Origin of the sequence: Alistipes sp. Marseille-P2263 (genome assembly GCF_018101075.1) — a bacterium.
GTDB lineage: Bacteria > Bacteroidota > Bacteroidia > Bacteroidales > Rikenellaceae > Alistipes > Alistipes dispar.
Window position 1 is genome coordinate 136,168 of record NZ_JAGQEJ010000006.1, and the last position, 20,062, is coordinate 156,229.

At 64.1% G+C, this 20,062-nt stretch carries 19 protein-coding genes and 1 tRNA gene; 6 read left to right on the forward strand and 14 right to left on the reverse strand.

The features are described from left to right. The first annotated feature begins 22 nt into the window (after positions 1-22). The 4 genes from KB554_RS08825 (at position 23) to KB554_RS08840 (ending at position 4,448) form a co-directional block, all read left to right on the forward strand. Entirely contained in the window at positions 23-835 is an 813-nt protein-coding gene (locus KB554_RS08825; RefSeq protein WP_141429027.1) for a head GIN domain-containing protein, read from the forward strand. A 25-nt stretch (positions 836-860) separates the two neighbouring features. Further along, positions 861-2,201 (forward strand): PspC domain-containing protein, encoded by a 1,341-nt coding sequence (locus KB554_RS08830; protein WP_211035661.1) that lies wholly within the window; start codon positions 861-863, stop codon positions 2,199-2,201. A 107-nt stretch (positions 2,202-2,308) separates the two neighbouring features. After that, on the forward strand, positions 2,309-3,289 hold the full coding sequence (gene pfkA / locus KB554_RS08835) for a 6-phosphofructokinase (RefSeq protein WP_141429023.1): 981 nt from the start codon (positions 2,309-2,311) through the stop codon (positions 3,287-3,289). A gap of 157 nt (positions 3,290-3,446) precedes the next feature. After that, entirely contained in the window at positions 3,447-4,448 is a 1,002-nt protein-coding gene (locus KB554_RS08840) for an adenosine kinase (protein ID WP_141429021.1), read from the forward strand. Between the two features lie 122 nt (positions 4,449-4,570). Here the strand turns inward: KB554_RS08840 and KB554_RS08845 are convergent, their stop codons facing one another. After that, positions 4,571-5,470 (reverse strand): glycosyltransferase family 2 protein, encoded by a 900-nt coding sequence (locus KB554_RS08845; protein ID WP_141429019.1) that lies wholly within the window; start codon positions 5,468-5,470, stop codon positions 4,571-4,573. Positions 5,471-5,538: 68 nt separating this feature from the next. Between KB554_RS08845 and KB554_RS08850 the strand changes: the two genes are divergently transcribed. Further along, positions 5,539-7,599 (forward strand): thioredoxin family protein, encoded by a 2,061-nt coding sequence (locus tag KB554_RS08850; protein ID WP_211035663.1) that lies wholly within the window; start codon positions 5,539-5,541, stop codon positions 7,597-7,599. A 158-nt stretch (positions 7,600-7,757) separates the two neighbouring features. Here the strand turns inward: KB554_RS08850 and KB554_RS08855 are convergent, their stop codons facing one another. From KB554_RS08855 to KB554_RS08915, 13 genes are all read right to left on the reverse strand, one after another. After that, positions 7,758-7,922 carry a hypothetical protein gene (locus tag KB554_RS08855; RefSeq protein WP_162852162.1) on the reverse strand — a complete coding sequence of 55 codons (165 nt, stop codon included), beginning with the start codon at positions 7,920-7,922 and terminating at the stop codon, positions 7,758-7,760. 162 nt (positions 7,923-8,084) lie between these two features. Beyond that, positions 8,085-8,160, reverse strand: a tRNA-Met gene (locus tag KB554_RS08860). A 270-nt stretch (positions 8,161-8,430) separates the two neighbouring features. After that, positions 8,431-9,339: a cysteine synthase family protein gene (locus tag KB554_RS08865; RefSeq protein WP_141429015.1), complete on the reverse strand. Its 909-nt coding sequence runs from the start codon at positions 9,337-9,339 to the stop codon at positions 8,431-8,433. Positions 9,340-9,353: 14 nt separating this feature from the next. Continuing rightward, on the reverse strand, positions 9,354-11,141 hold the full coding sequence (locus KB554_RS08870; RefSeq protein ID WP_211035665.1) for a (Fe-S)-binding protein: 1,788 nt from the start codon (positions 11,139-11,141) through the stop codon (positions 9,354-9,356). A gap of 2 nt (positions 11,142-11,143) precedes the next feature. Beyond that, the gene (locus tag KB554_RS08875) at positions 11,144-11,476 is read right to left on the reverse strand and encodes a 4Fe-4S dicluster domain-containing protein (RefSeq protein WP_141429011.1); all 333 of its coding nucleotides are present in this window, start codon (positions 11,474-11,476) and stop codon (positions 11,144-11,146) included. A gap of 2 nt (positions 11,477-11,478) precedes the next feature. Beyond that, the gene (locus tag KB554_RS08880) at positions 11,479-12,486 is read right to left on the reverse strand and encodes an FAD-dependent oxidoreductase (protein WP_211035666.1); all 1,008 of its coding nucleotides are present in this window, start codon (positions 12,484-12,486) and stop codon (positions 11,479-11,481) included. A 91-nt stretch (positions 12,487-12,577) separates the two neighbouring features. Beyond that, entirely contained in the window at positions 12,578-13,666 is a 1,089-nt protein-coding gene (locus tag KB554_RS08885) for a heterodisulfide reductase-related iron-sulfur binding cluster (protein WP_211035667.1), read from the reverse strand. A 2-nt stretch (positions 13,667-13,668) separates the two neighbouring features. Further along, a complete protein-coding gene (locus KB554_RS08890) occupies positions 13,669-14,367 on the reverse strand; it encodes a 4Fe-4S dicluster domain-containing protein (RefSeq protein ID WP_141429006.1) in 699 nt (232 codons plus the stop codon). Between the two features lie 74 nt (positions 14,368-14,441). After that, complete coding sequence (locus KB554_RS08895) at positions 14,442-14,921, reverse strand: dihydrofolate reductase (RefSeq protein WP_211035668.1); 480 nt, start codon at positions 14,919-14,921, stop codon at positions 14,442-14,444. Between the two features lie 17 nt (positions 14,922-14,938). Beyond that, positions 14,939-15,832: a thymidylate synthase gene (thyA, locus tag KB554_RS08900; protein ID WP_211035669.1), complete on the reverse strand. Its 894-nt coding sequence runs from the start codon at positions 15,830-15,832 to the stop codon at positions 14,939-14,941. Continuing rightward, on the reverse strand, positions 15,829-16,599 hold the full coding sequence (locus tag KB554_RS08905; protein WP_211035670.1) for a UDP-2,3-diacylglucosamine diphosphatase: 771 nt from the start codon (positions 16,597-16,599) through the stop codon (positions 15,829-15,831). The genes thyA and KB554_RS08905 overlap by 4 nt, the downstream gene beginning before the upstream one ends. Before the next feature lie 4 nt (positions 16,600-16,603). Continuing rightward, complete coding sequence (locus KB554_RS08910) at positions 16,604-17,743, reverse strand: TlpA disulfide reductase family protein (protein ID WP_211035671.1); 1,140 nt, start codon at positions 17,741-17,743, stop codon at positions 16,604-16,606. Between the two features lie 191 nt (positions 17,744-17,934). Then, positions 17,935-18,633 (reverse strand): DUF4290 domain-containing protein, encoded by a 699-nt coding sequence (locus tag KB554_RS08915; RefSeq protein WP_211035672.1) that lies wholly within the window; start codon positions 18,631-18,633, stop codon positions 17,935-17,937. 191 nt (positions 18,634-18,824) lie between these two features. Between KB554_RS08915 and KB554_RS08920 the strand changes: the two genes are divergently transcribed. After that, the gene (locus KB554_RS08920) at positions 18,825-19,973 is read left to right on the forward strand and encodes a sigma-54 dependent transcriptional regulator (protein WP_211035673.1); all 1,149 of its coding nucleotides are present in this window, start codon (positions 18,825-18,827) and stop codon (positions 19,971-19,973) included. The last annotated feature ends 89 nt before the right edge of the window (positions 19,974-20,062 follow it).

Sequence of the window (20,062 nt, forward strand, 5' to 3'; positions counted from 1 at the left end):
AAAACCCTAACAAATCACAACCATGAAAAAGATCCTTCTGATATTCGTCATCCTGGGTGCACTGGCATCCGTCGCAGGCTGCATCCTCGGCCTCTCCGCCTCGGAGGTTCTCGCCTCCCCGAACCGGATCAACGGCAGCGGCAACCTCATCGACCGCACGATCCCGGCCCCGGACTTCGAGACCGTCTCCTCGGCCTGCGGAGTCACGGTCCTCATCACGGACGACAACACGGACCGCATCCGCATCGAAGCAGACGACAACCTGATGGAATACGTCGTCGTGGAGGAGCGGCAGGGCACGCTGCGCGTCGCACTCGACCAGGGCCGCAAAGGCGCCCGAAGCGTCTCGAACGCCCACGTGACGGTCACCGTACCGTCCAACGGCAAGATCCGTGCGCTCAAGGCATCGAGCGCCTCGCAGATCGTCTGCCGCACGGCGCTCGGCGCCGACGATTTCTCGATCGAGACCTCCAGCGCCGCGAAGGTCGAAGCGGCCGTCAAGGCAGGGAAGTGCTCGCTCGACGCGTCGAGCGCTTCGAAGATCGTCGCCGCCCTCGACGTCGAGGAGTGCCGCGCCGACGCGTCGAGCGCCGCGAAGATCACCCTTTCGGGCAAAGCCGCCCAATTCCGTGCCAACCTCAGCTCGGCCGCCAAGCTTTCGGCCGACGAACTCGACGCCGCGACGTGCTCGATCGACACCTCGAGCGGCTCCAAAGCCTCGGTGCACTGCTCCGGAACGCTCCGCGCCAACGCCTCGAGCGGTTCGTCGATCCGTTACTCGGGCGACTGCTCGACCCACCTGAGCAAATCGAGCGGCGGCAGCATCCGCAACTAAATCCATTCCCCAAGCACGCAAAACCATGAAAGAGGTCAAGAAATGCAGTATTTCGGGCGTGGCGTTCACGCTGGACGCCGACGCCTACGAAGAGCTGGCCGCCTATCTCGAGAGCCTGAAACGCTCCTACAAGGATTCGGCCGACGGGGCGGAGATCGTCGCCGACATCGAGGCGCGCATCGCCGAACTGATCCTCTCGGCGCAAGACAACGCCCGCATCGTCGAGAAGCCGCTCATCGAGAATATCATCCGCCAGATGGGCTCCGCCGAGGACATCTCCGAGACGGCAGACGCCGACCTGCACAGCGACACCCCGCGCATCCCGCGCCGTCTCTACCGCGACACGGAGAACGCCAAGCTGGGAGGCGTCTGCGCCGGCATCGGCCGGTACTTCGACATAGACCCCGTGTGGGTGCGGCTGGGACTTTTCCTCCCGCTGCTGTTCAGTTGCTTCGGGTGGATTCCCTTCCTGCACTGGTTCAGCCCGATGTTCGGCAACCTGTTCGGCATCTTCCTGATCTGCTACTTCATCATGTGGTTCGCCGTCCCGGCGGCCCGCACGGCCCGGCAGAAGCTGGAGATGAACGGCGAGAAGATCACGGCGCAGACCATCGGGGAGACCACCGCGGCCGCCGCAAGCAACGACCCCGACGCCCGGGCCAAACCGATCGTGGCGGAGGCCGTGTCGCTCTTCGGCCAGGTGGTGCTGATCCTGCTGAAAATCATCGCCGGGGTGCTGGTCTTCGGGCTTATCATGGCCGCCTGCGCCCTCATCATCGGGCTGTTCGCCGTGATCGTCGGCGGATCGGAACTGCTCTCGCCGGCATTCCTTCAGGAGATGACGCTCTGGGTTCCCGTGCTGGGCATCTTCGCGGTCCTCATCCCGGTCATCCTGCTGATCTACGTACTGATGTGCCTGATCGCCTCGCGCAAGCCCGGCGGCAAGACCGTGCTGGCGATCTTCCTTCTGTGGCTGGCTTCGATCATCGCCTGCTCGACGATCGCCATCCACGAGAACGTCGGGGAGCGTATCCGCCACAAGCGCGCCGCATTCCGCGAGGCGCTGCGGCAGGAGATCGTCATCGACGACAGCATCACGACGCTCGAAGAGCTGCTGGAGAACTACGACGAGGAGAGCGTGGTCCGCGAAGGCCGCAAGGCCCTCCATATCTCCGTACCGTCGAAGTCGCTCGACATCACGTTAGACAAGCAGCAGGGCGAACTGAAGGTGAACTCCGACGGACGGGAGGTCGTGGCGCTCAAGGCGCAGACCGGAGAGAAGGACGGGAAGACGACCGTCACGCTCGAAGCGTTGGCCGGTGCGGAAAACACCGGCGGACAGGCCGATTCGGCTGCAACGGAATAGAGACGATCCACCGATCGGAGGGGCGGCCGCGAATGCCGCCCCTCTTTTTTGCGGAAACCCGAAAAATCACTATCTTTGGGCGGTTTTGTTTTTTAACGAATGAGAGTATGGCCGGAATCAAATGCATAGGCGTTCTGACTTCGGGCGGCGACGCCCCGGGCATGAATGCGGCGATTCGCGCGGTGACGCGCAGCGCGATCTACAACGGCTTCGCCGTAAAGGGTATCATGCGCGGATACAAGGGACTGGTGTTCAACGAGATCGTAGAATTCAAGTCGCAGAGCGTGAGCAATATCATCCAACTGGGCGGCACGATCCTCAAGACAGCGCGCTGTCAGGAGTTCACCACGCCCGAAGGACGCAAGGCCGCCCACGACAATATGGCGGAGGCCGGTATCGACGCGCTGGTGGTGATCGGCGGCGACGGTTCGCTGACAGGCGCCGAAATCTTCGCCCAGGAGTACAACGTTCCGATCGTCGGACTTCCCGGAACGATCGACAACGACCTGGGCGGCACGGACTCGACGATCGGCTACGACACGGCGCTCAATACGATCATGGAGGCCGTCGATAAGCTGCGCGACACGGCGTCGAGCCACGAGCGGCTCTTCTTCGTCGAAGTGATGGGCCACACGGCCGGCTATCTGGCGCTCAACAGCGCCATCGCCACGGGCTCCGAGGCCGCTATCATCCCGGAGATGGAGACCGAGGTGGACCAGTTGGCCGAACTGATAAACCACGGTTTCCGCAAGAGCAAGAATTCGGCGATCGTGATCGTAGCGGAGAACCCCAAGACGGGCGGCGCCACGGCGCTGGCCCAACGTGTCAAGAAGGAGTTCCCGCAGTACGACGCCCGTGTGACGATTCTGGGACACATTCAGCGCGGCGGTTCGCCCACGGCCGTGGACCGCATTCTGGCCTCGCGCATGGGCGAAGCGGCCATCGAGGCGATTCTCGACGGACAGCGCAACGTGATGATCGGCATCCGCAACGGGCAGATCGTCTATGTGCCCTTCGCCAAGGCGGTCAAGCACAACAAGGGCATCGACCGCGGTGCGCTGGATCTGGTGAAGATACTATCCATATAATACCGGGAAGACCCGGATACGGTTCCCGTCTCCTCCACCGGCGCTCCGCCCGTCGGAAGCGGCCGCAGGGAGATGCGTGCGTCCCTGCGGAAGACATCCCGGGCGAACGGACGGAAAGGGAACCGCGGCAAACCCTCAAAAACCCGAACACAAACCAATGAAACGCGTAATCGGCATCGGCAACGCCCTTACGGACATGCTGGTCAATCTGAAAACCGACTCCGTGCTGGGACGGTTCAAATTAGCCAAAGGCTCGATGAGTCTGGTGGACACCGTGCTCCAGACCGAAATCTCGAAATCGGTGGCCGGACTCCCCTACTCGCTCTCGCTCGGCGGCTCGGCAGGCAACACGATCCGCGCCATGGCGCAGTTGGGCTGCAAGGTGGGCTTCATCGGCAAGGTGGGCCCCGACACCACGGGCGACTTCTTCATCCAGGCCCTCGAGAACCTCGGCATCGAGCCGCTCATCTTCCGCGGAAAGGAGCGTTCGGGCAAATGCGTTTCGCTCATCTCCCCCGACGGGGAGCGGACGATGGTGACCCACCTCGGCGCAGCGCTGGAGCTGTCGGCCGCGGAGATCGAGCCCTCGATCTTCGACGGCTACGACTGTCTCTACGTCGAAGGGTATCTGGTGCAGAGCCACGACCTCATCTTGCAGGCCGCCCGCACGGCCAAGGAGTGCGGGCTGAAGGTGGCTATCGACCTGGCGAGCTTCAATATCGTCGCCGAGAACCTCACGTTCCTGCGCGACCTGGTGCGCGAATACGTCGATATCGTCTTCGCCAACGAGGACGAGGCCAAGACCTTCGCCTGCGAAGCCGAGCCGCTGAACGCCCTGCAGGCGATTTCGGAGCTGGCCGAACTGGCCGTGGTGAAGATCGGCACGAAGGGCGCGCTCATCAAACGGGGCGACGAGGTGGTGCATGTGGGCATCATGGCCGCCGCCAGACGCGTGGACACCACGGGCGCAGGGGACTTCTACGCGGCGGGATTCCTCGCCGGGCTGTGCGAAGGGCTTTCGCTGCGCCAGTGCGGCACGATCGGCGCCATCACCGCAGGCAAGGTGATCGAAGTCGTGGGCACGACCTTCGGCGAAGATGCCTGGAAAGACATCTACCGGCTGGTCAGCAAGGTCAAGCACGAGAAATACCTCTTTTAGATTCAGATACCGGACAAGCACACGAAACTCCGGACCGAAACACGAAGGACGCCTCCACGCGAGACGTCCTTTTTTCGCCGATTCCACGATCATACCGGTCCGGACAGTCTCGGGCGCGCCGCCTACCGCCCGGGACCGCAGAAGATTCCCCGCGCGATCCCCCAGCGCAGGCGCAGGAGCCAGCGGGACTTGCGGGGCGGCATGGTCAGCGCCAGCAGCAGCGTCGCTCCCCACTTCGCGATCTCGAGCGCGCAGGTCTTCGCCATGCGGCCGTGAATCCGCGCCCGGAGCCGCTGGCTCACGCCCACGTTGCGGCTCAGCCGCCGGAAGTACTCCTCCGTGAGCTTCGACGGGGGGATGATATGCCACATCACCGCACCGGGAACGTACCAGATCGTCTCGCCGCCGCGCCGCAGCCGTTCGAAGAAGTCGTTCTCCTCGCCGCCGATCAGCTCGCCGTTCGCCCGGCCGAGCGAGGGATCGAAACCGCCGAATCCCTCCAGCCCCGCCCGCCGGAACGCCATGTTGCCGCCGCCCGGGACCCGTCCCGCGGGAAAGGGACGCACCGCGTCGCCGAAATCCATCGGATTGGCGATCGGCATCTCGACCCACTTCGACATCCACGCCGGACGTCCCCCGGGATACTCGGCGACAATGCGCCCCCCGGCCACGACGGCCTCGGGATGCGAGTCGAAAAAGTCGGCATAGGCCCTCAGGAAGCCTTCGTTCACCCGCTCGTCGTCGTCGATGAAGACCACGATCCCCCCGCGCGCCTCCGCAAGCCCCCGGTTGCGGGCGTACGACACCCCCGGACTCTCCTCGCGGACCATGCGGAGCGTCACTCCGGGATGCGCCGCGGCGAAAGCCCCGAAACGCGCCTCGGTATCGTCCGGCGAATTGTTGTTCACCACGACGCATTCCCATTCCTGCGGCGGGAGATCCTGCCGCACGACGGATTCGAGCGCCGCCAGCAGCGGCGCGGCACGGTTGTAGGTAGGGATTACGAGCGACAGACGAATCATCCCGCGAATGTAGCGATTAATCCGCAAAAAACCGCTATATTTGTCCGGATTATAAAACGAATACGACCATGCAGAGACCAATGCGCATACTTTTGCCGCTCTTCGCGGCACTGTTCGCCGCCGCATCGGCCGCGGGCCAAAACGTCACGTGGACGGGCACGGCGGAACGTCTCGACGACAACGCCTACCGCATCGTGCTCGAAGCCGCGATTCCCGCAGGCTACCACATGTACGACATGGGCCCCTACGACGGAGGTCCCAACGCCACGACGATCACCTTCACGCCGAACGAGGACGTCACGCTCGAAGGCGGCGTCGAACAGCTCGACACGCCGCACCGCTATTTCGACGAACTGTTCGGCATGGAGATCGGAACTTTCTCCGGAAAGGCCCGTTTCGCCCAGCGGGTGAAACTCGCGGCTCCGCAGGCCGTGCTCAAGGCGCAGATCGAATGGATGATCTGCGACGATACGAGCTGCATGCCGCCCGACGATACGGAACTGACGATCGCGGTTCCAGAGGGTTCGGCGGCCGGAGAAGGCGCGGTTCCCGCGTCGCGGCCGTCGGACACGGAGGCCGGCGCAACGGGGAACGGTCCCTCCGCCGCGCTCGCCGCGACGACTCCGGCAACGGCGCCCGATGCCGCGGGCGGAGGTACGCTCTGGTCGCTCATCATCGAGGCGATCCTCTGGGGATTCGCCGCGCTGCTGACCCCCTGCGTCTTCCCGATGGTCCCGATGACCGTCTCGTTCTTCATGAAAGGTTCCGGAAGCCCGGCGCTGGGCCGTTTCCGCGCCGCCATGTACGGATTCTTCATCGTGGCCCTCTACACGCTCCCCATCGCGGCGATCATTCTCGTCACGCGCATCCTTGGCGGCGACGCCGTGACGGCCGACATATTCAACTGGCTGGCCACGCACTGGCTGCCGAACATCCTCTTCTTCCTCGTATTCATGGTCTTCGCCGCCTCGTTCTTCGGTGCGTTCGAGATCACCATGCCCTCGTGGATGGTCAATAAGACCGACGCGAAGGCCGATTCGAAGGGGCTGGCCGGCATCTTCTTCATGGCCCTGACGCTCGTGCTGGTGTCGTTCTCCTGCACGGGTCCCATCGTCGGATCGGTGCTCATCAAGTCCACAGCAGGCGAGTTCTGGAGTCCGATCGTCACCATGCTCGCATTCTCCGTGGCCTTCGCCCTGCCCTTCACCCTCTTCGCATTCTTTCCCGCGATGCTCAAGAAGCTGCCCAAAAGCGGCGGATGGCTCAATTCGGTGAAGGTCGTACTGGGATTCATCGAAGTCGCGCTGGGTCTGAAATTCCTCTCCGTGGCCGACCAGACCTACCACTGGGGACTGCTCGACCGCGAGATCTACCTCGCCGTGTGGATCGTCACCTTCTCCCTGCTGGGATTCTACCTGCTGGGGAAAATCAAATTCGCCCACGACAGCGACATGCCCTACCTGGGTGTGGGACGCCTCGCACTGGCCATCGTCACCTTCTCGTTCGTCATCTACCTCCTTCCCGGCATGTGGGGCGCCCCGCTCAAAGGCCTTTCGGGCTATCTTCCGCCCCTTGCGACACAGGACTTCGTCGCAGGACAGGGCGGCGCGGCCGCGGGAAGTACGGCCTCCGGAGAGGGGCTGCGGACCGTCGAAGGGCTCAAACCCAAATACAGCGACTTCCTCCACCTGCCGCACGGGCTCGAAGGGTTTTTCGATCTCCGGGAGGCCGAAGCCTATGCCGAAAAGGTCGGAAAGCCGCTCTTCATCGACTTCACGGGACACGGTTGCGTCAATTGCCGCGAAATGGAGGCCCGCGTATGGTCCGACCCCGAGGTGCTCGCCATGCTGCGCAACGACTACGTGATCGTCGCGCTCTACTCCGACGACAAGAAAGTGCTCCCCGAGAACGAATGGGTCACGACCGAGTCGGGAAAAGTGCTGAAAAGCCTCGGCAAGATCAACTCCCGCTACGCGCTCACGACATACGGCGTGAACGCACAGCCCTACTACGTCCTGCAGGGACGAGGCGGCAAGATGCTCGTACCGCCCCGCGGATACGACCTCAGCATACCCGGATTCGTCGCATTCCTCCGAAGCGGACTCGAAGCATATCGGGCGGAACGGTAGCGCGGGCCGGAGAGGAGGAGCGGCTCCGTTGCGAAATGCGGGAACCGCCGCTCCGGCCGAAACGGCGGGATTTTTCCCCGTCGCCGCTTCTGGTCTGCCGGCATGCCGAGGGGCGGAACGCAATGCGTTCCGCCCCTCGGCCTTTCATACGCCCCGAATCACTTCGCGGCCGGATGTTCTTCGGCGAAGGCCGATTTCACCTCGGCCTCCTTCTCCCGGCGTGTCTTCTCCGCGGGGGCTTCGCCCGCCTTCACCATCCGGTCGATATTGCGTTCGAAATTCCGCTCGCAGGGATCGCAGGTCGTGTTCTCTTTTTCTTTCATGGCTTCCGAATTTATGGTTACACCCCTGTCGCTGCAAAATGCACGCCGAACCCGCAAAAGCAGGCATCGAACCGCACGAACCTCCTCCGAAAACCGCACGGCACGCCCCTCCCGTTCTTTCTTTGCACAAAAAAACGGACAATTCCGCCGAATTGTCCGCCTTGGTAGCGGGAGGAGGACTCGAACCTCCGACCTTCGGGTTATGAGCCCGACGAGCTGCCAACTGCTCCATCCCGCGATATATCGTTAGCTTGTGCGATCTATCGCTTTTGCATGTGCAAAGATAATACAAAAATCCGGTTCCGGCAAATAAAATTTCGCCCCACGCAGCCCGTCCGCCGAAAACCGACTGACTGTTAATCGTTTAATCCGAAAATATTTTTTCATTCGCAACGGGCAGCCGCCTCCGATCCGCCGCCCGGCAACCGGACCGGCCGGATAACGGTCCCGGGACCGCAGAGGCTTCCGGCGAAAGATCCCGGACAGGGCGTCCCGCAGCCGCAGCGCGTCAGTCGTCGAAGCGGGCGAACATCTGCGTCGAAAGGTACTTCTCGGCCCGGTCGGGGAATACGACGACGATATTTCCCCGTTCGATCCGCTCGGCCGTGCGCAGGGCCGCGAGCATCGCCGCACCGCTGCTCATCCCGGCGAAGATCCCTTCGCGGGCGATGATCTGCCGGGCCATCTCGATCGCCTCCTCGCTCTCGACGAGCTCCTGCACGTCGATTTTCGAAGCATCGTAGATCGCCGGCACGATCGCCTCCTCCATGTTCTTCAACCCCTGGATGTAGTGCCCCTGCGTAGGCTGCGCGCAGACGACCCGGATCGACGGCTTCATCGTCTTCAGGAACCGCGACAGGCCCATCAGCGTCCCGGAGGTCCCGAGCGCGCAGACCAGGTAGTCGATCTCGCCGCCGGTCTGCTGCCAGATTTCCAGCGCCGTATTCTCGTAGTGCGCCAGGTAGTTGCAGGCATTGGCGAACTGATCGGGCATGAAATACTTGTCGGGGTTCTCGGCCACCAGTCTGCGGGCCAGCCGGATCGCCCCGTCGGTCCCCTCCGCCGCGGGCGTCAGACGGACCTTGCCGCCGTAGGCGCGGATGATCTTGCGCCGTTCGACCGACACCGCTTCGCTCATCACGATCTCCACGGGATAGCCCTTGACGATGCCCACGATCGCCAGCCCGATCCCGGTATTGCCCGACGTCGGTTCGATGATCGTCTTCCCGGGCATGAGCCGTCCCTCGCGTTCGGCCGCCTCGATCATCTTGACGGCGATCCGGTCCTTGATGCTGCCCGTGGGATTGAACCCTTCGAGCTTGGCGAAGATATTCACGCAGGGACTCGACCAAAGCGAATTGATCCGCACCATCGGCGTCCGCCCGATCGCTCCCAGAATATTCTGCTTCACATCCATCTCGTTTCCTTCGTTTAATTACGTACCAGACTGTCCGCCACCACCTCCGCCAGATCGCGCACCGGAGCTTTCACGCCGCGTCCGAGCGCTTTCTTGCAGAGCGGGCAGGCCGTGACTACGACCTCGGCGCCCGTCGCCTCGAGTTCGGCGCCCACCGCGCGGGCGATGCGGAGCTGCCCCTCGTCGGAAATCGCCGTGTTGGCCACCGACGATCCGCAGCAGAGGGCGTTCTCCCGCGTCGAGGCGGGTTCGAGCAGCTCCCCGACCGCACCGATCACCGCACGCGGCTCGTCGTAGATGCCGCTGCCGCGGCCCAGTTCGCAGGGATCGTGGTACGTGAAGCGCGTCGCGCCGTGCGCCACCGCCAGCCGCCCCGTGCGGAGCAGCCGATGGATATATTCCGAATGGTGCAGCACCTCGATCCCCGGCAGGTCGTAATCCTCGCGGAAGACCTTGAGACAGATCGGACAGGAGGTCACCAGCGTCGTGATGCCGTGTTTGCGGAACAGCTCCGTATTGTAGCGCATCATCCGGCGGGCCGAATCGGTCTCGCCCGCCAGTTTGAGCGGCCGCCCGCAGCAGACGCCCCCTTCGCGGTCGGCCCACCACACCTCCTCGCCGGCGGCGCCGAACACGCGCTCCATCGCCGACAGGGTGCGGGGCGTCAGCAGGGTCATACACCCGGCGAAATAACCCACCTTGCCCGTCCCGGAGGAGCGGTCCAGCCCGGCGAAATAGCCGTAACGCCGTTCATCGGGCACGTTGCGCATCGTATCGCGCGAATTGAGCCGCAGCGTATTGAGGTCGATGCCCACGGGACACTTCACGGCGCAGCGGCCGCACATCAGGCAGTCGTCGGCCGTCTCGCGCCGCAGCATGCCGTAGCGGCGGTCGCGCAGGAAATAGACCGACTGCACCGTATCCTTCCCCAGCACGCTTTGCAACTGGCAGGGGTCGATGCAGATGCCGCAACGCGAGCAGGCATCGGTCTGGAAGCGGTCGTAGGAGGTCTCCTTCTCGCCCGACCGCAGGCCGTAGCGGCGCAGGAAGATGAGCGGAATCTCGGTGAAAATGTGCATGTAGCGCGAGAAGGGCAGCGCCACGAAGAAAACTCCGAGGCACGACGAATAGAACCACCATGCCGCCGACTCGAAGTTCATGAGCGGCAGCACCCCGACATGATCGGCCAGCCAGGCGCCGAGCGATCCGGTGAGGAATCCCCCGCCGCCGTAAAGGGCGCAGGTCGCGCTTTCGGCCGCCAAACGGGCCGGGAAGACGAACCAGAGAGCCGACAGCGCCACACGGTCGCCCGGCACGTGTTTCGTCGTGCGGCGCAGGCCCATCGCCCGCGAACGGAAGCGTTTGGCCCATGCCAGCGCCACGCCCGAGAGGACGAACAGCAGCAGCAGGTCCATCGCAAAGTCGAATGCCGGCTTGTGCTCCAGCCCCGTGGCGAAGTATTTGAAAAAGACATGCCCCTGCAACGGCACGTAGCGGAAGCCGAGGTAGGCGACCGTCTCGATCCACCCCACGGCGATCAGCAGGAACCACCCGAAGGCCAGCGACATGTGCATGTAGCCCAGCAGCGGATTGACGCGGAAGATCCGGCGGTGCAGCAGCGACTCGCTCACCACCTCCCACACGGCCTCCGCCGTGCGGCGCGTGGGCAGGCCGCGCACGATGCGCATCTTGTCGGCCCGGGGCAGACGCCAGAGCCACACGCCCCACTTCCACGCGAGGGTAAGGAACATCACGGCCGCACCGACCATGAACGGAATGCAGAAAGGCGCGAAAAAGGTCATCGTCAGAAGTCCCCCAGTTTACGTTTTATCAACAGCACCACGCCCCGCGTATTGATGCCGCGCGGGCACACCAGCCGGCACTTGCCGCACAGCATGCACTTGTTCATCTCCTCGTAGGCCCCCTGATACTCGCCGCGGCGGACGAGCGTGTGGACCCGCCGGAAGTTGAACTCCGTGAGATTTCCGGCCGTGCAGACCGCCGTGCAGCCTCCGCAGCCGATGCAGGTCTGCAACTCGGGCATCTCGCGCAGGATTTCGTCGCTCTTGCGCAGGTTGTTGCGGTCGAGGTCGATCGCCCGGGGTTTCGAAATGGTATAGCCGAAACGGATCGCCATGCCTACATCCCCGCGTAGCGGACCGCGGCGTCGGCCGCAGCGGTCCCTTCGTTCAACGTCTCGCCGAGGCTTTTGGGCGCGGAGACCGCCCCGGCGCAGAAGATCCCGTCCGCCGAACTGCGGACGTTGTCCAGGAACAGGTCGCGCGGCTGCAGGAACCCGCTCGGAGCGAGCCGCAGCCCGGCCCCGGCGGCCAGCGCGGCGTTGTCGTCGTTGGCGCGCATGCCCACCAGCAGCACCAGCAGATCGACGCTCATGCGCAGCGGACGGCCCGTCAGCGTATCCTCGGCCTTGATCTGCACCCGTCCGTCGAGCGTGGGCCCGGCCTCCGAGATGCGGCCGCGGACGAAATGGATGTTATAGCGCTGCTGCGCCTCGCGGTACATCTCCTCGTATCCCGGACCGAACATGCGTATGTCCATGTAGAAATTGAAAACGTCGGCGTCGGGAAAGAGCCGCTTCATCTCCATCGCCTGCTTGACACCCGTGATGCAGCACACCTTCGAACAGTGCTGCTGGCACACCTTCTCGTCGCGCGATCCGACGCAGTGGAGGAAGGCGATCCGCCGCGGCTGCGAGCCGTCGGCCTTGGCCACACGCCCCTCGCGGAGCATCCGTTCGACATCGACCGACGTCAGCACGTTGTCGTAAATGCCGTAGCCGTACTCCTCCTTGACCGAGGCGTCGAAGAGCGTGAAACCCGTGCAGAGAACCGCCGCGTCGCACGCAAGGGTCCGTCCGTCGGCCAGCCGCACCTCCCGGGGCGAAAGGCCCACCACTTCGGCGCCCGTCTCCACCCGCACGCCGCTCGCCGCCACCCGCCGCCGCAACTCGGAGAGCACCTCCCCGGCCGGAGTGAACGACGGGAAGAGCACATGCCAGCCCCGGAGCTTGCCGCCCAGCTCGGCCTCCTTCTCCAGAAGGACCGCCTCGGCGCCCTGTTCGGCGAGCCGCAGCGCGGTCTGCATACCCGCCGCGCCGCCGCCTATGACGATGATCCGTTTTTTCATATCCGAATTTTTGCTACCATTCAACGTCGCCCCGCACTCCCGGAGGAGGGGGCTTTCCCGCAGTCTTCGGGACCGCGGCCGGACGCGGCTTCTACTCCCTTATGTCGTACACCGTGTCGGTCGTGCCGCAGTTCACCACCGCCGAGGCGGGCTTGCCGATATATTTCCCGTTGCGGCCGAGGTATTTGGCCGCGGGGTCGTATTCGACACCCATCTTGTCGAGCAGCGGCTCGACATCGACCTGGTGCATCTGCATTCCCAGCGCCCAGGGGTCGTAGCCCAGCACCAGCCCGGCCATCTCCTCGTAGGTGAGGACCGGGATGCCGTGGCCGTTCTCCCCGTAGGTCGTGCCCTCCATCTCGGCGATGGCGTACTGCCACTTGTCGAGGAACATGGCGCAACCCGGACAGTTGGCCACGATGAAGTCGGGCTTGTAGGGGGCCATGCTCTCCAGCTTCTTGTGCGAGTTGGCGATCGAATAGCCGCGGTTGGCCTGCACGAGGTAGTTGCGGAACCCGAATCCGCAGCAGTGCCGCCGTTCGGGGTAATCAACGCACTCGCCGCCCCACGCCTCGACCATGCCGGCCAGCACGTAGGGGAACTCCGAACCGCCGATCCCGGACTTCGGGAAGATCTTGGCGTAGTGGCAGCCGATGTGCTCGACCACGCGCAGCGGTTCGCCCGTCGCCACGTTCACCAGCCGCCGCCGGGCCTGTGCGGCGATCCGGTCGCGGAAATGGAACATGACGTCCGACGTGTGGGCCAGACTGGCCGGCTTGCGGAATTCGCGTCCGGTGGCCTTCAGCAGGTTCTCGCGCGTACGCTCCTCCGTCTCGGGGAACTCGGCCCAGGTGGCCAGCACCTCGGTATAGACGCCGAAGGAGGTGATGCACGAGGTGACGAAATTCTCGTACCCCGCCTCGTTCATCAGCGAGAACTGCCGCGCCACGACCGTCATGATCGTCTCCAGCGGCACGATGTCCGAATGATAGCCGATGCCCGTGCACGAGGAGTGCTTGGGGTCGTCCAGCAGGTCGCGCCCCAGGTCGTGCCGCAGTATGTCGATGAACGCCTTTTCGCTGCCCGGGAAAAAATTCTGCCGGATGCAACTGCGGCCGTAGTAGTAGCGGTCGTCGGCGATCTGTTTCTGGTAATCCGTCCAGCTTGCCCGTTTCATCATGGCTAATCGTGTTCGTTGCTGTTCGTCGTGAAAACATCCATGAGGTAGCGTTCGCCGGCCCCCTCGGAGTAACCCATCTCGCGGGCCTTGCGGTCCGAGTGGCGCTCGATGTCGTCGAACATCTCGCGTCCGCCGCTCACGTCGAAGATGCGGCGAATCTCGTCGAGCGACTCGTCGTCGATGCGCCGCAGCGCCCCGGCCCCCTGTTTCATGTAAACGGGCGTGAAACGGCCGTAAACCTCCTTGTCGTTGTCGTAGATCCACTGCCAGACGGTCCCCTGCTCGGGATGCAGCTCGGGCTTCACGAGCCGCGGCACGAGGCAATAGCCCGTGCGCAGGATGTTGTCGCCGATGATGCGCTTGAGGGCCAACTGCTGGCGGCCCTTCTCGCTCTCGACGAACAGGCCGAGCTTCTGCGACAGCCGCCGGAGCGCCTGGATCACATACCCCGGCGTATTGCCCCGCGGGCAGCGCGGACGGCACGACATGCATTCGCCGCAATACCAGATCGTGTCGCTGCGGAGCAGCTCCTCGATGGCCTCGTCGTCGCGCGTCTGCACGATATTGACGATCTGCCGCGGGTCGTAGTTGTAGAACTCCGCCGCGGGGCAGACGCCCGTGCAGACGCCGCAGTTCATGCACGAATGCAGCCCCTCGCGCATCCGCACGTCCTCCATCAACAGATCGAAATACTTTCCCATAGACGCAAAAAAACCTTTGCAAGCGCAAAGGTAGGGAATCCCGCCGGGTCGCGGGGTGGTATAAATGCGTAAATTCAGCGCCGCTCCCAGGTTTCGAAGACAAAGGGCCAGGGATAGGACGCTCCGCACGGGAACGCCTCCGAGGCCGCGAGGCGCCATTCGTTCTCGTCCCATGCCGGGAAGCGCGTGTCGCCCTCGTAGGGATGCCGCACGCGCGTGAGATAGAAGCGGCCGGCCAGCGGCAGCGCCTCGGCATAGACCTGCGCCCCGCCGATGACGAACACCTCCTCGTCGTCCGGAAAGAGCGCGACGGCCTCCTCCAGCGAGTGGACCACCGTACAGCCCGGAATGTCGAGCGCCTGCCGCGTGAGGACGACGTTCGTGCGCCCGGGCAGCGGACGCCCGAGCGAAAGGAAGGTCTTGCGGCCCATCACGACGGGATGGCCCGTCGTCACGGCCCTGAAATGTTTCAGGTCTTCGGAAATATGCCACAGCAGGGCGTTTTTGTCGCCGATCACACCGTTCTCGGCGACGGCAGCGATAAGGGAAAGCATGGGAATCGTTTTTTTGGTCAGAACGACATGGGGGCCTTGATCGCCGGCCAGGGATCGTAGCCTTCGAGCGTGAAATCTCCGTAACGGAACGCCCCGAGGGAGCGCACCGCGGGGTTGAGCCGCATCGCGGGCAGCGGACGCGGCGTGCGTGCGAGCTGCTCGTCGGCCTGCTCCAGATGGTTCAGGTAGAGGTGTGCGTCGCCGAGCGTATGGACGAACTCTCCCGGCCGGAGGCCGCAGACCTGCGCCGTCATCATCGTCAGCAGGGCATAGGAGGCGATATTGAAGGGCACTCCGAGAAACGTGTCGGCGCTGCGCTGGTACAACTGGCACGACAGCCGCCCCCCGGCCACATAGAACTGGAACAGCACGTGGCACGGCGGCAGGGCCATCTCGCCGATCTCCGCGACGTTCCACGCCGAGACCAGCAGCCGCCGCGACTCGGGGTTGCGGCGGATCGTCTCCACCACCTGCTCGATCTGGTCCACCGCGCCCCCGCCGGGCCGGGGCCACGACCGCCACTGGTAGCCATAGACATGGTTCAGATCGCCGTAACGGTAGCCTTCGATCGGCGACGGACCACCCGCCGAGGCGAGGAACTCCTCGCGCGACACGGGGCGCACGCCGCAACGGGCGCAAAGTTCGTTATAGTAGCGGTAGGCGTCGTTGTCCCAGATGTGGACGCCGTTTTCGACGAGGTATTTTATATTGGTGTCTCCGGCGAGGAACCACAGCAACTCGTGGATCACCCCCTTGAGGAAGACCCGCTTGGTGGTCAGCAGCGGAAAGCCCTCCTCCAGATCGAAACGCATCTGGTGTCCGAAGACCCCCATCGTGCCGGTTCCCGTGCGGTCGCCGCGCACGACGCCCTCCGTCCGGATGCGGCGCAGCAGGTCGAGGTATTGTTTCATGGTTCGAGCGTTTTGAGCGTCAGACGTCCTCCGTCGTCCAGCACGGCGTAGGAGGGGTTCTTCTCCCAGCAGCCCAGATGCACCGTGTGCAGCGCCCCCTCGCGGTAATCGCGGGCGAAGTGCATGTGTCCGAAGAGGAAATGATCCACGGCGTGCGTGCGGGCATAGTCGCGGGCATAGTCGATGAGCGGTTCGGTGAGCGAGGCGTCGAAACCGCCTCCGCAACCCGTCTCGGCGGCCCGGCGGTCGGCGTCGTTGTGCCGCTTGCGCGACTTGCCGCTCCACCAGCGGCCGAACTTCATCGCCAGATCGGGATGCACGCCCCAGGCGAAGAGCCGCCGCAGCGTCCGCGACCGGAACACCGTGTTGAGCAGGCGCAGCGCCGGCTGCCCCTCGATGCGCATGTTGTCGCCGTGGGCCAGGAAGAGCCGCTGTCCGGCGAGCGTCACCTCCTGCGGCGCGGTGTGGATTTCCACGCCGCATTCACGCGCGAGGTAGTCGCCCACCCACATATCGTGGTTGCCCGTGAAGAAGACCACGCGCACGCCCCGGTCCGTGAGTTCGGCCAGCTTGCCGAGCGTCCGCACGAAGCCTTTGGGAACCACGCGGCGGTATTCGAACCAGAAGTCGAAGATGTCGCCCAGAAGAAAGATCGCCTCCGCATCGCGCCCCGCGGCGTCGAGCCATGCGACGAAACGCCGCTCCGTGCGCCGCGCCGTCTCCGGATCGCCGGCGCCGAGGTGTATGTCCGAGGCGAAGTAGTACATTCGGCTACGGAAGCAACTGTTCGAGTTTCTCCTCGAGGCTCCGGCCGTAGAGGTTCTTTCCGACGATCGTTCCCTCGCGGTCGATGAGGAAATTGGCCGGAATGCGCTGCACGTTATAGACCACCAGGGCCGACGAGGCGCGCCCGCGCAGGTCGGTGACCGACTTCCACGGCAGTTGCTGTTCCTGAACAGCCGTGATCCACAGCGGTTTCGACGTGTCGATACCCACCTGATAGACCTCGAACCCGCGGCCGGCGTATTTCGCGTACAGCTCCTTCAGGTCGGCGTTGAGCGCATTGCTCGTGCCCAGCTCGGCCGACCAGAAGTCCAGCAGCACGACCTTTCCCTCGGCCACCTTCGAGAGGCGGACCTTCTCTCCGTACATGTCGGTCAGTTCCAGATCGGGGTAGTTCAGCTCGCTCACCTTCGAGGCCAGCCCGGCCTGCGCGTCCATACGCGCCACCTCGGCCTGCAACGCCCCGACGTAGGGCGAGCCGGGATAGCGTTCGGCCACGGCTTCGGCCACCGTACGGTAGTAAACCACGTCCCCGTCGCCGTTGAACAGGTAGCTGTCGCCCGGCAGACGCTGATAGAGCGCATAGACCGCCGCCAGCGAAGACTTGTTCTCGACGATGAAGCGCAACTGCTCGCGGCGGATACGGAAATACTCGTCCGTGTACTCCTTCATCAGCTCCCGGTGCCGTTCTTCCGAAAGGTTCGGCTCGGCGAAGCGAGAGGCGATTTCGTCCAGATGCTGCGCGCCAACGACGAAGGCCTGGTAGAACTCGCGCAGCAGCTCCGACTCGGCCGACCCCTCGACCGTATAGTTGCGCACGACGCTTCCCGCGGAGTTCACCGTCACACGGTCGCCGCCCTCCACGAGCAGCGGAATCCGCTCGTTGTCGTACACCACATTGTAGAGGGAGGGCGATGCGGCGATGTCGCGGAGCCGGAACAGGTAGCTGCCGTCGGCGGCGAGCACCGTCGAATCGACGATCGTCTGCCGGAGCGGCGTGACCTCCTCCAGATAGATATTGCGGGGCTCCGTGCCGACGATGCGGCCCGAAATTTTCACTTTCGAAGACTGGCAGCCGCACATGGCGGCAGCCGCAGCGCACAGGACGACAAACGTTTCTCTGCTCATGAATGGTCGTTTTCGCATTTGACGAACACAAAGATAATACAAAGCGCGGGAAGTGCCAAAAATTTATTCGCGCCCGCAAAAGGGACCAAATGATCCGCTCACGCCGGACGCAAACTCCGTTCCGCCCCGGGGCATCGCGCCCCGGACGGCAACTCCGCTCCGCCTCCCCGCATCCCGGCGGGAGCGGCGGATCATTTCGACGGACTGCGGTGCGCGGAGCCGTTCTTGGGGAAACTGCGTCCGTGCTGCTGCTGGCGGTTCTGCTGCTGCCGCCGCTGCTGGTAAGGCTGCCGGCCCTGCTGCGCGCCCTTCTGGGGACGCGCCGAAAAGTGCTGTTTATAGTCGCTTCGGAGGTTGTTTATGGCCGCTTCGTCGATTTCGATGGCTCCCCCGGACATGTGCTTGATGTCCTTTACGATCACTTCGTTGTTGGGATGCTCCTGATTATATTCGTAGCTCTTGGCACGCATGTAGCGGGCCAGATTGTCCACCGCTCCGGCCACGGCCCGCCCGTCGGGACACCCGGCCAGCGACCGGATCATCCGCTCGACGTATTTGCCGTAATGCTTGTAGGCGATCCGCCCCTGCGTATAGGCCATCGGACGGGGCGAAACGGTCAGTTCCTGCCGCGAGGGACGCGGGTAGGGACTGTCCACATCCAACTGGAAATCAGACATGATGAACAGATGGTCCCAGAGTTTGTGGGTGAAGTCCGCCGTGTCGCGCAGCAGCGGGTTCAGGTTGCCCATGACGGCGATGACGGCCCGCGCCTGACGGTTGCGTTCGCGCCGGTCCTCTATCTCCAGCAGCGAGTCGATCATCTCCTGGATATGGCGCCCGTATTCGGGCAGGTACAACTTGCGTCGCGTGTAATTGTAATTCTTCTTCATATTGCTGTTTCGGTCCCGCACACTGTCCCGTTCGGTCCGCCGGAGCCTCCGGCCGGGCCTTCGCGATAGACCTTATCAAGACGTTTCGAACTGTTTTCCGCCCGCGCCGTCCGGTCCTGCCGGATTCGTCCAACGGCGCGGAAAACCTTAACTTTGGGACAAAAGTAGATAATTTTTTTCAAATATAAGCTATGGCAAAAGTTTTAATTCTGGACCAATCAAAAAGCGTGCGAAACATTCTGCGCGAGCGGCTCGAATACGAAGGTTTCTCGACCGAGGCCACCGAAAACGAAAAGGAGGCGTCGGACATGTGCGCGAAGATTCCCTTCGACGTGATCCTCTCCGACACGGCATGCAAAGTTCCGGATGCCGGCATACCCTTCATCGCCCTTTCGACCGAGACGTCGATCGACTCGGCCGTGCGGGCCGTCCGCAACGGAGCGCAGGATTTCCTCACCAAGCCCATCGACATGAACCACCTGCTGCAATCCATTCAGCGGACGATCGAGAACCCGCCCGCTGTCGCGGCGCCCGCCGCCCCGACGGCAGCGCCGGGCGTGCGCCGCAGCCGCCGCGCACGTTCCGCGCAGGCCGAGCCGATCATCGGCGACTCGCCCGAGATCGACCGCGTCCGCCGGCTGATCGACCGCGTCGCCCCGTCGGAGGCGCGCGTACTGATCACGGGCGAAAACGGCACGGGCAAGGAGCTGGTGGCGCGCCGCCTCCACGCCGGAAGCGCCCGCGCCGCGGGACCGTTCGTCGAGGTGAACTGCGCGGCCATCCCTTCGGAACTGATCGAAAGCGAGCTGTTCGGTCACGAGCGCGGCGCCTTCACATCGGCCATCAAACAGCGCAAGGGCAAATTCGAACAGGCCGACGGCGGCACGCTCTTCATGGACGAAATCGGCGACATGTCGCCTGCGGCGCAGGCCAAGGTGCTGCGTGCCCTGCAGGAGCGGCGCATCAGCCGCGTGGGCAGCGACAAGGACATCGAGGTGGACGTGCGCGTGGTGGCCGCGACGAACAAGGACCTCCGCGAGGAGATCCGCCGGGGCAACTTCCGCGAGGACCTCTACCACCGCATCGGCGTCATCGTCGTACGGGTCCCCGCGCTGCGCGAACACGCCGCGGACATTCCGCTGCTCACGGACCACTTCATCCGCCTCATATCGGCCGAATACGGACTGGCGCCCAAACCCATCGACCCCGAGGCGGTCGCCGCCCTGCAAGCGATGCCGTGGAGCGGCAACGTCCGCGAACTGCGCAACGTCGTCGAGCGGCTGCTCATCCTCTCCGACGGGCGCATCACCGCCGCCGACGTGAAGACCTACTGCAACTGACGGACCGGAGCCGCGCCCGCGCCGCGGCGGCCTTCACTCCGGCCTGCTCGAAGCCCGCCTCGCGCACCGGCTCCCCGACCGCTCCAACA